Source organism: Nonomuraea aurantiaca, from assembly GCF_020215705.1.
GTDB lineage: Bacteria > Actinomycetota > Actinomycetes > Streptosporangiales > Streptosporangiaceae > Nonomuraea > Nonomuraea aurantiaca.
Window position 1 is genome coordinate 682,295 of the sequence record NZ_JAIWNB010000002.1, and the last position, 14,484, is coordinate 696,778.

Here is a 14,484-nt window from a genome sequence, read left to right on the forward strand (position 1 = left end):
ATTTGTCGGTGTTTATCCGGTTGCTAGTGAGCCCACGATCGACGCCCGAGCCGCCCGCCGCGCCGGTAGTACCGCGGCCAGCACCCCGGCCAGCCCCGACAGCACCACGAACAGCGTGATCTGTCCCACCGGCACCACGAACCAGGCACCATCGATCATCGCCCGCATCGCCGCCCACCCGAACACGCCGCCGAGCACCACCCCGACCACCGCCCCGATGAGCCCGAGCACCAGCGCCTCCACCGAGAGCATCCGCCGCAGCTGTGACCTGGTCAGCCCGAGGGCCCGCAGCAGTGCCGACTCCCTGGTCCGCTCATGTACCGACAGCGACAGCGTGTTGGCGATGCCTAGCAGCGAGATCAGGATCGCCAGGCCCAGCAGCCCGGTGATGATCATCAGCAACATGTCCAGCGTGTCGTCGAACTGCCCCCGCACCTCCGTCGCGCTCGTCACCTGGACCATCGGGTAGGCCGCCGTCGCCGCGTCCACCACCTTGCGCGCCTGGGCGGGGGGCACGCCGTCCTTGATGTTCACCATCAGCCGCGTGTCGGGTAGCCGGCCGAAGTACTCCTCGAAGGGCTGCTCGGCCACGGTGAACATCGGCAGGGACGCATCGCCCGAGAGAACGGCGACCACCCGCAACGTGACGGTCCCGCCCTTGGGGGTCCGCACCGCCACTGTGCCGCCGACCCGCAGCCCGAACTGGTTGGCCGCGGGGACGGCCACCGCGACCTGCCCCGGCTCCAGCCGGTCCAGCGAACCGGACCGTACCTCCGGCTTGAAGGGGCCGTTGAAGGTGCCGACCCGCACCGAATCGCCGGAGCCGGAGATCTTGGCCTTGGCCGCGCGGATCTGGACGACCGAGGCCAGTTCCGGACTGCGCCGCAGCGCGTCGGCCACCGGCCGGGGGACGGCGGCGTCGCGCTCCTGGGGGGCCACCAGGTAGTCGATCGGGAACTGGTTGTCGAGCTTGGTCGTCATCGTCTCCCGCGTCGAGGCGGTGACCACCGAGATCAGCGTCATGAGCGTCACGCCGATGGTCAGCGCCACGGTCGTGGTGGCGGCCCGGCGGGGATTGCGTCCGGAGTTGTCCACGGCCAGCCGTCCCGGCACGCCGAACAGCCTGGCCGGGATCCAGCCGATCAGCGCGCTCAGCGGCTTGACCAGCACCGGTCCGAGGATGAGCACCCCCAGGAAGGTCAGCGCGCCACCGCCCATGACGACGAAGAGCGGCACCATCTGGCCCGGCTCCATCCCCAGCGCCCCGTAGCCGGCCGCGCCGAGCCCGGCGATGAGGAAGAGCGCGGCGAGGACCACGCGTACGACGCCGGTACGGAACGTCTGCTCCTCCACCTGCATGCCCAGCGCCGCGATCGGCGCGACCCGGGTGGCGGCCCGCGCGGGCAGCAGGGCCGCCCCCACGGTGACCAGCAGGCCGAGGCCCAGCCCGCTGAGCACCATGACCGGGGTCAGCGCGATGGCCGCGTTCGTGGGCAGCGGGGCGTCGAGCGCGCCCAGTACGGCCAGCGTGGCCGCCCCCAGGCCGTAGCCCGCGAGCAGGCCGAGCGCGGACGACAGGAGGCCGACGGCGGTGGACTCCAGCACGATCGAGCCGAACACCTGCCCGCGCGTGGCGCCGATGCAGCGCAGCAGCGCCATCTCCCTGGCCCGCTGCGCGACGAGGATGTTGAAGGTGTTGTAGATGACCAGCGCGGCCACCAGCATGGCCACCAGGCCGAACAGCAGCAGGCCGGTGGTCAGCGACTCCATCTGGATGCCCGCCTCGGCCGCCAGGCCCTTGGCGAGCTCCGCGCCCGTCTTGACCACCGCTCCCGCTCCGGCGGCGGCGGCGACCGCCTGCTTGAGCCCCGCGCCGTCGCCCGCGATGTCGATCTCGGCGAAGCCCTTGGCGCCGGTCATCCGCTGAGCCGTGGCCGGGGTGAAACCGACCGCGCCGGTGTAGGCCAGCGTCTGGTCCAGGCCGGTGTCCATGACGCCGACCAGCCTGAACCGCTGCTCGCGGTGCCGGGAGTCGAGCACGGTGATCGTGTCGCCGAGCTTGAGGCCCTGGGCCTTGGTGGTGTTCTTGTCGAGCACCGCCGCCTGGTCGTCGGACCCGGGGCCGGTGCCGCTGAGTATGGTGGTGCGGCCGAGCCGGCCGGTCACGATCGAGACGGCCGTGGTCGGCGCGTTCCCGACCACCTTGCCGTCCTTGCCCAGCAACGGCGCGCTGCCGCGGATCAGCCCTTGTGCCTCCAGCACGCCGGACAGGCCGCGCACCTGGTCGAGCAGGCGTTCCGGCAGCGCCCCCTCGTGGTCCTCGGGCAGTACGGCCAGGCCGACCTTGTCCGCCTCGGCCGTGGCCTGCTGCGACAAGCCGGCTTTGACGGTGTCGGTCAGCACGAACGTACCGGCGATGAAGCCGACGCCCAGCGTGATCGCCAGCGAGGTGAGCAGCAGCCGCAGTTTGTGCGCGCGCAGCCCGGCCAGAGTCGTCCTCAGCAACTCAGGCCTCCAGCTTCATCAGCGTGTCGAGCACCGACTGCGGCGAGGGCGCGCTGATCTCGCTGACCAGCTCGCCGTCGCGCAGGAACACCACGCGGTCGGCGTACGCCGCGGCCACCGGGTCGTGCGTGACCATGACGATGGTCTGGCCGAGCTCGCGTACGGACGTGCGCAAGAACGACAGCACCTCGGCGCCGCTACGCGAGTCGAGGTTGCCCGTCGGCTCGTCGGCGAAGATCACCTGAGGCTTGCTGATCAGCGCCCTGGCCACGGCGACGCGCTGCTGCTGGCCGCCGGACAGCTCGGTCGGCTTGTGGGCGAGCCGGTCCCGCAGGCCGACCGTCTCGATGACCCGGTCGAACAGCAGCCGGTCCGGCTGGCGGGCGGCGATCTCCAGGGGCAGGCGGATGTTCTGCTCGGCGGTCAGCGTCGGCAGCAGGTTGAACGCCTGGAAGATGAAGCCGATCCGCTCGCGGCGCAGCAGCGTGAGCTGTTTGTCGTTGAGCCCGGTGAGCTCCACGTCGCCGATGTGCACGGTGCCGGAGGTCGCGGTGTCGAGCCCGGCCAGGCAGTGCATGAGCGTGGACTTGCCGGAACCGGACGGGCCCATGATCGCGGTGAACGCGCCCGTCGCGAAGGCGACGTCCACACCGCGGAGGGCATGGACCTGCGCGTCGCCCTGGCCGTACACCTTGGTCAGCGCTCTGGCCACCACCGCCTCGGGGGCCTGCCGGCGGGTATCGGTGAGGGTCACGTTCACTCCTTGTCGTCTGCGGGAACGTGACCAACCTAGGAGCGGAAAATGCAGGAAATATGGGCCCCGAGGAGGGGTTTTGTGTAGGTCCTGAGATGACCCGGGTCAGCCTTTCGTCTGACGTGTCGGGACCACCAGGCCCGCCTCGTACGCGTAGACCACCACCTGGGCGCGGTCCCGCAGCCCCAGCTTGGCCAGCACCCGGCCCAGGTGCGTCTTCACCGTGGCCTCCGCCACCTCCAGCCCGGCGGCGATCTCCATGTTGGACAGGCCGCGGGCCACCATGAGCAGCACCTCGCGCTCGCGCGGCGTCAGCTCTGACGCGGCCGCGAGCTCCTCCGTCGGCAGCTGTGCGGCGAACTTGGTGAGCATCCGCTTGAGCGTGCTCGGCGCCACGACGGCGTCGCCCGCGTGCACCGACCTGATCGCGGTCAGCAGGTCGGCCGGCGGCACGTCCTTGAGCAGGAAGCCCGAGGCGCCCGCCTTGACCGCCGCGAAGGCGTACTCGTCGAGGTCGAAGGTGGTCAGGATGAGCACCTTCGGGCCGTCGATCCGCCGGGTCGCCTCCACGCCGTCCATCCTCGGCATGCGTACGTCCATGAGCACCACGTCCACCTCGACGTCGCGCAGCACCTCCAGCGCCCGCACCCCGTCACCGGCCTCGGCGACCACCTCGATGTCGGGCTGGGCGCCCAGCACCATCCTGAACCCGGCGCGCAACAACTCCTGGTCGTCGACCAGCATCACCCGGATCACTATGCCGCCCTGGTGTCCGGCACCGGCAGCCTGGCCAGCACCTCGAACCCGCCGCCCGATCTCGGCCCGGCCGCCACCTCTCCGCCGTACATGCCGACCCGCTCGCGCATCCCCACCAGCCCGTGCCCGTCGGGGCTGCGTGGTGCCGCCGCGCCCCTGCCGTCGTCGGTCACCCGCACGACCAGCTCGCGCCCGGCGTACCGCAGCTCGACCAGCGCGCGGACGCCGGGGCCGCCGTGCTTGAGCGCGTTCGTCAGCGCCTCCTGCACGATGCGGTAGACCGCGAGCTGCTGCCCCTCGGGCAGCTCGCCCGGCGGCCCGCCGACCCGCAGCCGCGCGGGCACGCCCGCGCCGCGCACCAGCTCCTCCAGCTGCGCGAGGCCCGGCTGCGGCGTGTAGTCCGTCCCGTCGGACCCCTCTTCCCGCAGCACGCCGACCAGCCTGCGCATCTCGGCGAGCGCCTCGCGCCCGGTCTTGGAGATGGTGTGTACGGCCTCCCGCGCCTGGTCGGGGTCGCTGTCGATGGCGTACCCGGCGCCGTCGGCCTGGACCACCATCACGCTGACGTTGTGGGCCACCACGTCGTGCAACTCCCTGGCGATCCTGGTGCGCTCGGCCGCGGCCGCCATCCGGGCCTGCTGGTCGCGCTCGCGCTCGGCCCGTTCCGCCCGCTCCTCCAGGCTCTCCAGATAGCGGCTGCGCGTCCTGGCGTACAGGCCGGTCAGCCAGACCGTCACGACGAGGATCGAGCCGCTGAAGAAGATGCTGAACGTCGGCGTCTGCCAGCGCACGATGACCATGAACACGCCGAGCTCGGCCACCAGGCCCGAGGCGATCGCCCAAGGGAACCCGCACCGGAAGGCCACCGAGTAGAGCGCCACCAGCACCGCGATGTTGGCCGGCATCGGATCGATCTTGGCCAGCCACTGCCCGAAACAGGCCAGTGAGAGGATCGTGAAGACGGTCAGCGGCCGGTCCCGCCGCCACAGCAGCGGGACGATCAGCACCGCGCAGAGCCCGAGGTAGCCGCTCACCCCGACGTACAGATTGCCGTTGTCGAACGGGCCGTTCTCCCCGTACGGCACGGCCATGAACAGGCAGAACACTGCCAGCGGCGCCACCCGGAGGGCGTCCATGAGCCTGCCATGGCGCCCTGACCATCCCATTACCCTGCCGAACACATCATTACGATACGGAGGCTTTGGCATGGGTTTGTCAGTCTGGAGGGGGAGGTTCGGCTACGACTCAGGTCTTACATCAGCCTTACGGGACATAGGGCACTCTTGTCGTTGGGAGCGCCCTTACGGGCGAGTAAAGGGAGATCGTGATGGCGGATCATGATCGTGATGCCGGGTCGCGTGGCGAAGAGGAAGCGCCACGCGACCCGACCCCTGGAGACCGGCCCGCCGCTCCCCCCGACGCGGAAGCGGCGACCACCCGGGTCTCGGGCCCGCCGCCAGGAAGCGGGTGGGCGACAGCGGCTCCGCCACCACCACCTCCGCGCTCTGACAGCTTCCGCGACTTCTTCCGGCTGAAGCCCACGCAGATCATCGGTGCCGGCCTGATCGGGCTGATCATCGGCGGCGTGCTCGGGGGCGGCGCCGTGGCGGTGATCAGCGGCATGGTCCACCGAGGCGACACCGCGCGCGTCTACTGGCAGGACTGGGAGCGCTATCCCGGCTACCAGGACTGTCGTCCGGGCCCTTACGGGAGTTACTGCCGGCGGCTGCCGCCGTACCCCGGTCCGTATCAGGTGCCCGCGACTCCGTATCCGTTGCCCACGGTGGTGCCTACGATGATGCCCCCCAGCGTCATGCCCACGCCGATGCCCACCAAGACCGGTTAAGGCGCCCGCAGCCCGGATCCGCGATCCAGGACCAGCAGATCGTGCTGCGCGGCCAGGAACCCGGCGTGGAACCGCGTACGGGCCCCCAGCCGCTCGCACAGCTCCTGCACCCGCCGCTGCACCGTACGCGGGCTGAGACCGAGCTGCCGCGCGATAGCGTCGTCCTTCATCCCCACCGCCAGCAGGGCGAGCACCTCGGTGTCGCCCGGCTGCGGCCACACGTCCCGCTCGATGTGCGCGGCCGGGTCCGCTGACAGCCGCAGCGGCACGGCCGCCTGCCACAGCACCTCGAACAGCCCGACGAGCGCGTCGAGCAGCGCCGACGGATGGACGACCAGTGCGCTCTCCACCGCCCGGTCCTCATCGGACACCAGCGGCAGCATGGCTGTACGGCCGTCGGCGATGGCCAGCTTGACGGGCACCTGCCCCAGCCGGGCCTGCTCGCCGTCGGCGATCGCCTGCCGCGTGTGCGCCAGCATGCCGGGCTCCTCGAACGCCAGCGGTCCGTAGATGCCGCGGACGGCCGGGCCCTGGTGGGCGGCGCGCTGCTGGTTCTCCTGATCGTCCAGGATGTCGACCGCGTACGGCGGGCGCACCAGCACGAGCATCTCGGCCGTGACGCTGCGTTCGAGCTGGAGATAGCGGCGGGCGACGGCGTAACGGCCGGTCACCACCTCCAGCACCTCCTCGGGATGCGGTCCGGTGCGGTCGGCCACCTCGGTGGCGAGCAGCGCCGCGGCGGCCCGGCTGTGCGTGATCTCCTCCTGGCGGCGGGCCACCAGCACGTCGATGGCGATGTTCGGCGGCGTGGCGATCAGCCGTAAGGGTCGGCCGGCCACCCGGGAGATCAGCCCGAGGTCCTCCAGCCTGGGCAGCATCCGGCGGATGGCGGCGGCGGACGCGCCGGTCTCGGTGGCCAGCTGGCTCAGCGTCGCGGGCCCGTGGCGGAGCAGCGCCCGATAGGCCGTCTCCTCGGCGACGCTGACCCCGAGGCCCTCCAGCAGCCGCCGTTGCGCCATGCCCGCCCCCATCGTCCGGTCGTCCCGAACGGGAGCGTAGCCCAGGCGGGTTTACGACAAGTCGGGATCTCGCCAGACGAGACCTATAGACCGGAACGCCCCCAGGTCACTAGGAATTGGGCCGGTACATTTCTCGCCTTCTGGAGGTGGCCGATGAGGCCCAGGCGTTGGACAGCGGTGGCCGCCTCCCTGGCGGTGGCCGCGGTCACCACGATGACCGGCACGGGCGTACGGGCCGACGATGCTCCCGCCCTCGTACCGAACCCCGCCGAGCACGGCTACGACCTCACGCTGATCACCGGCGACCAGGTGCACGTCGCCGTCGCCGCCGACGGTCGTCAGAAGGCGAGCGTCACGGCCGCCTCGCGCGGGGACGGGCCGCCGGCCGGGTTCCGGATCACCGAGGACGCCGGGCAGCTCACCGTCCTGCCCAGAGACGTGGAAGGGCTGGTCCCCGGCCGCCTCGACCCCGAGCTCTTCAACGTGACCGCCCTCGCCGCGCAGGGCTACACCGACGCGCGGTCGGACGCCATCCCCCTCATCGTCACGTACGGGAAACAGAGCGCCATGCCGGCCGTCCCCGCGCTGAAGGCGGTCCGCACGCTGGAGAGCATCGGCGGCTCGGGCGTCCGGCTGGCCAAGAGCGCGGCGCGGGGCTTCGGCGGTGACCTGTCCGCGCTGGCCGCGGGCCGTACGAAGAGCCCGCTCGACGGCGTCACCAAGATCTGGCTCGACCGCAAGGTGGAGCCGGCGCTGGACCGCAGCGTGCCGCAGATCGGCGCGCCGGCCGCGTGGTCGGCGGGCTACGACGGCGCGGGCACGACGGTCGCGGTCCTGGACACCGGCGTCGACACCGGGCACCCGGACCTGGCGGGGAAGGTCGCCGACGAGCGCGACTTCACCGACAGCGGCAGCGCCACCGACGAGTTCGGGCACGGCACGCACGTCGCCGACATCATCGCGGGCAGCGGCGCGGCCTCCGGCGGCTCACGCAAGGGCGTCGCGCCCGGCGTCAAGCTGCTCAACGGCCGGGTCCTGGACGCCAACGGCGAGGGACTCAGCTCGTGGATCATCGACGGGATGGAATGGGCGGCGGGGGAGAAGCACGCCGACATCGTGAACATGAGCCTGGGCGACCCCAGCCCCGGCGGGCCGCTCACCGACGCTCTGGGCGAGCTGTACGCGGGCTACGGAACGCTGTTCGTGGTGGCCGCGGGTAACAGGGGCTGTGAAGCCTGCGTCGGCAGCCCCGGAGACGCCCCCGCGGCGCTGACCGTCGGCGCGGTCGACGGCCAGGACCGGCTGGCCGACTTCTCCAGCTTCGGACCCATCGGGCTGGAGCGCGCGGTCAAGCCCGACATCACCGCTCCGGGCGTCGGCATCGTCGCGGCGCGGGCGAAGGGCACCTCACTCGGCGAGCCGGTGGACGAGCACTACACCCGCCTGTCCGGCACCTCCATGGCCACCCCGCACGTCGCCGGGGCCGCCGCCCTCCTGCGGCAGTCACGCCCCGGCATCTCGGCCGGGGAGCTGAAGGCCCTGCTCATGGGTACGGCCAAGCCCCTGCCCGGCATCCCGGTGGACAAGCGGGGCACCGGCCGGGTGGACGTGGCCGCGGCGCTCGGGGAGCCGGTGCTGGCCGCCCAGGGCCCGGTCGACTTCGGGCTGTCCGAGGTGTCCGCCGGCCGGCCGGTGACCCGCGAGGTCACCTACCGCAATCCCGGCAAGACCCCGGTCACCCTCGGCCTGGCCACCGGCGGCCCGTTCAGCGTCTCGCCCGCCGGGCTGTCCCTGCCCGGCGGCGCGCAGGGCGCGGTCCGGCTCACCCTCGACCCGGCCAAGGCGCAGGCGGGGCGGCAGCGCGCGGAGCTCGTCGCGACACCGAACCAGGGGCCGCCGATCCGTACCTCGCTGACCGGCAACGTCGAGGTGAAGCGGGTCCGGCTGCGGGTGAGCGGGATCGCCAGGGACGGCCGCCCCGCGCAGGCGTACGCCACCGCGCTGAACGTGGACGACGGGACCCGCGACGGCCGCGAGATGCCCGGGGACCCGGTGCGGCGATGCGAGAGCGACCCGGGCGCCTCGTGCGTGCTGGTGCCGCCCGGCACCTACTCCGTGCTCGGCGTCATCAACACCCTGCGCCCATCGGTCGACAGCATGTCCTACGCCGACCGCGGCACCGTGCTCAACCTGAGCTTCACCGGGGAGCCCGAGCTGAAGGTCACCGGTGACACCAAGGTCGTGCTCGACGCCCGCAAGGCGGTCGAGATGCGGGTCGACACGCCCGACCACGTGACCAAGCGGAACCGGGGCACGGCGACCAAGCTCATCTGGACCCGCGCGCCCGCCAAGGGCACACCGCTCACCGAGACGGTCCTTCAGGACGAGAGCGCCGACGAGACGTACTACCTGCAGCCCACCAAGCGCGTCACCAAGGGCCGGTTCGCCCTCGCCACCCGGTGGCACCTGGAGGCCCCCGCCATCACCCTGCGGACCGCCGGGCTGGAGCTGAACCCCGACTACGTCGACCCCGTCTGGTTCAGCGACGTGTCGGCCGACTTCCCCCGCCTCGACGGCTCCGCGCTGCTCCTGGCCGTGAACGCCGGGACCGGCACACCCGCGGACCTCAAGGGTCGCGACCTGCGCGGCAGGCTCGCACTGATCCGCCGCACGGCCGACCTGACGGTCGCCGCCCAGTCCAACGCCGCCGCGGCGGCCGGGGCCCGGATGGTCGCGGTCTACGGGGACCTGCCCGTGTCCGAGAGCGGGGTGAAGCTGAAGGTCCCGACCGTCGCGCTCACCGGCCAGGAGGGCGCCCGGCTGGCCGAGCGGCTGCGCGGGCTGCCGGTGCCCGTCCTGGCCAAGGGCATCGTGGCCAGCCCGTACGTGTACGACCTGTACCTCACCGAGGAGGGCAGGATCGGGGACCGGCCCGACCACACCCTGCGGGCGAGGTCCCTGGCCCGGGTGGACTCGGACTTCTTCAGCCAGCTCGCCGACGACGTGACGCTCTCCGAGAGCCGCTTCGGCTGGCAGCCGTGGGAGACCACCTCCTGGGACACCGGCCGGCCCGTCCCCCGTACGCCGCGCGACCGGGTCGACTACCTCACCGCCGGTTCCGGGGTGCGCTGGAGCAGCAGCATGGAGACGCCGGAGCGGCCGTACAACTACACATGGGAGCACGACCGCGCGCACATCGGCCTCGTGGGCCCCGACGACGCGCCCTTCCGGGCCGGGGAGCGGATCGGCCGCACCTGGTTCAAGCAGCCGCTGCTGCCCGGCCCCGATACGGTCCGGCCGCTGCGCAGGCAGGGCGACCTGCTCCAGGTCGACATGTGGGGGCTCATCGACGCGGGGCGGAACACCGGCGTCGCCCAGACCGAGAACTTCGAGACCGGCATGAAGACCGGCTGGCGGTTGTACCAGGGGGACACGCTGCTGGCACAGACCGAGCGGCGCCCCCAGGGGACGCTGCTCCTGCCGGCCGCCGCCGCCACGTATCGGATGGAGTACGACGTCGAGAACCGCGCCGCCTGGGCCCGGCTGTCGACCAGGACGAAGACGGCGTGGACGTTCCCGTCGCAGCACGACGCCGGTTCGGGCACGACGGTCCCGCTGCTGCTCGCCGACTATGACGTGGCGACGGACCTGAAGAACCAGGCCGCCTCGCCGCGGCTCGGCCTGACCCTGCGCCACCAGGACGGCGCGGCGGCCGCCCCGATCAAGGACGTGTCGCTGGAGGTGTCGTACGACGACGGCGCCTCGTGGCGCGCGGTCCGGCGGCTCACCTCGAAGGGGAACGGCGCCTACGAGGCCACGCTGGACCGGCCGCGGTCGGCCGAAGTCGTCTCGTTGCGTCTCAAGGCCACCGACACGCGCGGGGCGAGCCTGTCACAGGAGGTGATCAGGGCGTACGCGCTGAGGTAGCCGAGGTGCGGGCGGGGGGACTCGAACCCCCACAGTGTCGCCACCAACAGGACCTAAACCTGCCGCGTATGCCATTTCGCCACGCCCGCGCAGCCCCTGCCAGAGCGGGCCTGAGCCGAGTTTAGCGTCCCGGCAGTGCGCTGGGGGCCCGTCGCGCGACGGGCCCCTTTCCGGTCAAGCCAGCCCGAGCTTCTTCTTCAGGCTCGCCACGTGACCGGTCGCCTTCACGTTGTAGAGGGCCTGCTCGATCTTGCCGTCGGCGTCGATGACGAAGGTGGAGCGGATCACGCCGACGATCTCCTTGCCGTACAGCTTCTTGGGGCCGTAAGCCCCGTACGCCTTGTGCACGTCGAGTTCGGGGTCCGACAGGAGCGGGAAGGTGAGCGAGTCATGCTCGGCGAACTTGACCAGCTTGGCCGTCTTATCCTTCGACACGCCGAGCACCACGAAACCCTCGGCGGTCAGCTGGCCGAGGTTGTCGCGGAAGTCGCACGCCTGCTTGGTGCAGCCCGGCGTCATCGCGGCAGGGTAGAAATAGAGGATCACCCGCCGGCCGCGGTAGGTCTCGAGGGAGACGGTCTCGCCGTCGGCGGCGGGAAGCGTGAACTCGGGCGCGGCGTCGCCGGGCGCGAGCTTGGTTTCGGTCATGGGGCCCTCCAGAGTTCGTCGTGCAAAACCTACCGGCCTGCCCGGAGTGCCGTGCGGGTCGCCGACCTGACAGACTGATCAGCGAAGAGCGCTTCATCGATCACCGGGCGGAGCTCGCACGGAGCGCGGCCGAAAGGAGAGTCATGGCTGACACCGATCCCGACGAGCTGGAGCGGCGGATCGCGCGGACGCGCGCGGAGTTGGCGGACACGGTGGACGCCATCGCCGACCGGGTGAGCCCCAAGCGGGTCGCCGAGCGCACGGTGGCCGACGTGAAGACACGGGCGAACAACCTGGTGGCCTCGGTGGGCGACGCGCTCGGCGTGACGCAGCGCCCCGTCGAGTACGCCGACGACCCGGACCGGCTGTGGGCCGAGGAGCAACCCAGCCTGGCGCCGGTGCTGATCGGCGTGGGCGTCGTGCTGGTGGTCGGCGCGGCCATCACCCTCTGGCGCCGCCGTCGCCGCCGCTTCTAGCCCGTCCTTCCGCTCCCCCGGAGGGGTATCCCCCTGGGGGCACCAGCTACGAGGGAGGGGTATCCCTCCCAAAGGACACCAGCGTCAGAGGAATGTCCGTCCCTCCCCCCGGTACGTCGGCGCTGTCTCCACGACGGTGTCGCCTTCGACGAGGTGCAGCTCGCTGAAGCGCTCGCACATCTCGCCCGCCTTGGCGTGCCTGAACCAGACCCGGTCGCCCACCCGCAGATCCTGGGCCGCCTGACCGAGCAGCGGCGTCTGCACCTCGCCCGCGCCCTCGTCGCGCGTGTAGCGGAGCCCCGCGGGCAGGTACGGCTGCGGCAGCAGGCTCGTCCCCGGCCGCCCGGAGGCCAGGTAGCCGCCCCCCAGCACCGTCACCGCGCACGGCCCCGGCCGGCGCACGACCGGGAGCGCGAACAGCGCGGCCGGGCGGCCGGTGAAGTTGCGGTAGAAGTCGAAGAGCCGGGGATGGAAGAACCCAGAGCCCGCTGCCACCTCGGTGATCGCCTTCTCCCGCACGGTCCGCTCGACGGAGCCGGTGCCGCCGCCGTTGACGAACTCCAGGTCGCAGAGCTGCCGGACGGCGTTCACGAGGCGGCCGCGGCGCAGGACCAGCTCGCGGGCCGACAGGCGCTGCATGATCCGGATGGCCCGGACCAGCGCCGCGTTGCCCGGCTGATCGTCGCCGACCCCCGCGATCTGTCCCTCGTACGCCATCAGACCCGTCAGGCGGAAGCCGGGCCGCTTGGCGATGTCGGCGGCCAGGTCGGCGGCTTGCTCGGGCTCGCGGATCGTGGAGCGCAGGGTCCCCGCCCGGAATCTGCCGCCCAGAGCGACATATCCCGCGTCGAGGTCCATCGACAACCGGATCTCCGACCGTGAACGGACCGCCGCAACCGCGTCGTCGACGTAGTCGAGATGGTCGGCGGCGTCGATGGTCAGCGTGATCTCGGCGGCCGCCCGCGCGTCCCCGGCCAGCGCCGCGAGCGCCTGCCTGTCGGCCGTCGGGTAGGCCACGAGCACGTCGGTGAATCCCCGCTCGACCAGCCAGAGCGCCTCGGGCAGCGTGAAGGCCATGATGCCGTGGAAGCCGTCCATGGCCAGGATGCGTTCCATGACCGAGCGGCAGCGGATCGACTTGCTCGCCACCCGGATCGGCTTGCCGGCCGCCCGCCGTACGAGATCGGCCGCGTTGGCGCGCATGGCCGCGAGATCGAGGATCGCCAGCGGCGGCTCGAGCGCTCTGGTCGCACTGTCATAGCGGCGGAGATCGTTCATAAAGGCATCTTAACGACATATCGGGCAAATGAATATGAGGGCGGTTCATCTTACTTGCGGTCCCCGTAATGATCCTGCAAACTGGCGGCGAGGGCATGGTCCGGGCGATGCCCGATCCGTGTACCTGTGGCGTTGTGACCACCCTCCAGCAGATACTGTCCGGCGCCGGGATCGTCGCCCAGGAGAGCCCGCTGCGCAGGTCTGGCCGGGTGCTCAGACCGGCGCGGACGCCCGCGGGGATCGTCGTGGCGCTCACGCTGACCACCGGGCTGTGGCTCGCCGCCGCCGAGGTGGTCTCCGCCCTGCTGGGCAGGCCGCTCGGCTGGCTTCCGGTGTCCGACCTCCTCGACCTCGCGGCCCATCGCGCCTGGGGGCAGCTGACGCTGCCCGCCCTCGTGACCATGGCCGTGGGGGTCGTGATGTTGCTGCTGGCCGCCGTACCCGGCCGGTGCCGGCTCGTACCGGTCGAGACGTCGGATCCGCTGATCGTCATCGGCATCACCAGGGCCGGCCTCCGCCGTACGCTGCGGGCCGTCGCCCAGGAGGTCGACGGCGTGCAACGAGCGCGGGTACGGCTGCGCAGGCGGACGATCGAGGTCATGGTCATCACCGGCCCGGAGAGCTCCGGCTCGATGCTCAAGCAGGTCGGCACCGCGGTCGGTGACAGGCTGGCGGGCGTGGGCACCCTGGCCGCGGGCGAGGTCGTCGTGCGACTGCGCCGGAGGGGGTTGTGATGCGGCGGCACGCGGGCGACCGGAAGGGGCTGTGATGCGGCAGTACGCGGGCAACCGGATCGGCCTGGCCGTGGTCGGCGGGCTGCTGCTGCTCCTGGGCGGCTACGCCTGGCTGCGCGGTAAGGACAAGCTGCCGGGTCTGTCGCCGCGCGCCAAGGTGCTGCCGGACCACACCGCCAAGCTCGTCGCCGACCAGGTCTGGGCCTTGTGGCTGGTGGCGCTGGTCATGCTGGTGCTGGCGCTGGTCACGTTCCGCTGGCTGCTGCTCTGCCTGGGGTGGGGCCGCCGCGGGTTCCGTAGCGGCACGGGCACGGCCATGCTCTGCATCGGCCTGAAGGACGTGGAGGGCCTCACCCGGGTCAGCGCCCGCGTGGTCGGGGACGCCGCCCGCCTGCGCATCTCCCTCTGCTGCCCCGCCTCGGCCGACGTCGGCGCGGTGGTCCACAAACTGGACAAGGAGATCGTCAGCCGGATCCGCAGGGAGGTCCGTGACGACGAGGTCGGCGCGGTGGTCCGGGTCCACGTCCGCCGCTGACGGCGC

The 14,484-nt window shown here is 71.9% G+C and carries 12 protein-coding genes and 1 tRNA gene; 5 read left to right on the forward strand and 8 right to left on the reverse strand.

Annotated features, from left to right (window positions below; translation table 11 throughout):
* Positions 1-12 precede the first annotated feature (12 nt).
* From LDL49_RS08710 to LDL49_RS08725, 4 genes are all read right to left on the reverse strand, one after another.
* The gene (locus LDL49_RS08710; RefSeq protein ID WP_225290428.1) at positions 13-2,505 is read right to left on the reverse strand and encodes an ABC transporter permease; all 2,493 of its coding nucleotides are present in this window, start codon (positions 2,503-2,505) and stop codon (positions 13-15) included.
* Position 2,506: 1 nt separating this feature from the next.
* A complete protein-coding gene (locus tag LDL49_RS08715; protein WP_225290429.1) occupies positions 2,507-3,259 on the reverse strand; it encodes an ABC transporter ATP-binding protein in 753 nt (250 codons plus the stop codon).
* 105 nt (positions 3,260-3,364) lie between these two features.
* Positions 3,365-4,015, reverse strand: coding sequence for a response regulator transcription factor (locus LDL49_RS08720; protein WP_225290430.1), 651 nt, complete (start codon positions 4,013-4,015; stop codon positions 3,365-3,367).
* On the reverse strand, positions 4,015-5,223 hold the full coding sequence (locus LDL49_RS08725; RefSeq protein WP_443689877.1) for a sensor histidine kinase: 1,209 nt from the start codon (positions 5,221-5,223) through the stop codon (positions 4,015-4,017). The genes LDL49_RS08720 and LDL49_RS08725 overlap by 1 nt, the downstream gene beginning before the upstream one ends.
* A 119-nt stretch (positions 5,224-5,342) precedes the next feature.
* On the opposite strand from LDL49_RS08725, the gene LDL49_RS08730 reads away from it, so the two are divergent.
* A complete protein-coding gene (locus LDL49_RS08730; protein ID WP_225290432.1) occupies positions 5,343-5,861 on the forward strand; it encodes a hypothetical protein in 519 nt (172 codons plus the stop codon).
* On the opposite strand, the gene LDL49_RS08735 is transcribed toward LDL49_RS08730, so the two are convergent.
* Positions 5,858-6,880, reverse strand: a complete 1,023-nt coding sequence (locus tag LDL49_RS08735; protein WP_225290433.1) for a helix-turn-helix transcriptional regulator — start codon at positions 6,878-6,880, stop codon at positions 5,858-5,860. The two genes, LDL49_RS08730 and LDL49_RS08735, sit on opposite strands and share 4 nt — an antisense overlap.
* Before the next feature lie 153 nt (positions 6,881-7,033).
* On the opposite strand from LDL49_RS08735, the gene LDL49_RS08740 reads away from it, so the two are divergent.
* A complete protein-coding gene (locus tag LDL49_RS08740) occupies positions 7,034-10,807 on the forward strand; it encodes a S8 family peptidase (RefSeq protein ID WP_225290434.1) in 3,774 nt (1,257 codons plus the stop codon).
* A gap of 6 nt (positions 10,808-10,813) precedes the next feature.
* On the opposite strand, the gene LDL49_RS08745 is transcribed toward LDL49_RS08740, so the two are convergent.
* Both LDL49_RS08745 and bcp read right to left on the reverse strand, forming a co-directional pair.
* Positions 10,814-10,896, reverse strand: a tRNA-Leu gene (locus tag LDL49_RS08745).
* An 85-nt stretch (positions 10,897-10,981) separates the two neighbouring features.
* Entirely contained in the window at positions 10,982-11,455 is a 474-nt protein-coding gene (gene bcp / locus LDL49_RS08750; protein ID WP_225290435.1) for a thioredoxin-dependent thiol peroxidase, read from the reverse strand.
* 143 nt (positions 11,456-11,598) lie between these two features.
* Between bcp and LDL49_RS08755 the strand changes: the two genes are divergently transcribed.
* Entirely contained in the window at positions 11,599-11,931 is a 333-nt protein-coding gene (locus LDL49_RS08755) for a DUF3618 domain-containing protein (protein ID WP_225290436.1), read from the forward strand.
* 84 nt (positions 11,932-12,015) lie between these two features.
* On the opposite strand, the gene LDL49_RS08760 is transcribed toward LDL49_RS08755, so the two are convergent.
* Positions 12,016-13,209, reverse strand: coding sequence for an amino acid deaminase/aldolase (locus LDL49_RS08760; protein WP_225290437.1), 1,194 nt, complete (start codon positions 13,207-13,209; stop codon positions 12,016-12,018).
* 68 nt (positions 13,210-13,277) lie between these two features.
* Here LDL49_RS08760 and LDL49_RS08765 point away from each other — a divergent pair, with 68 nt between their 5' ends.
* Positions 13,278-13,943 carry a DUF6286 domain-containing protein gene (locus tag LDL49_RS08765; RefSeq protein WP_225290438.1) on the forward strand — a complete coding sequence of 222 codons (666 nt, stop codon included), beginning with the start codon at positions 13,278-13,280 and terminating at the stop codon, positions 13,941-13,943.
* Positions 13,944-13,977: 34 nt separating this feature from the next.
* Entirely contained in the window at positions 13,978-14,478 is a 501-nt protein-coding gene (locus tag LDL49_RS08770; RefSeq protein WP_225290439.1) for a hypothetical protein, read from the forward strand.
* Positions 14,479-14,484: the final 6 nt, after the last annotated feature.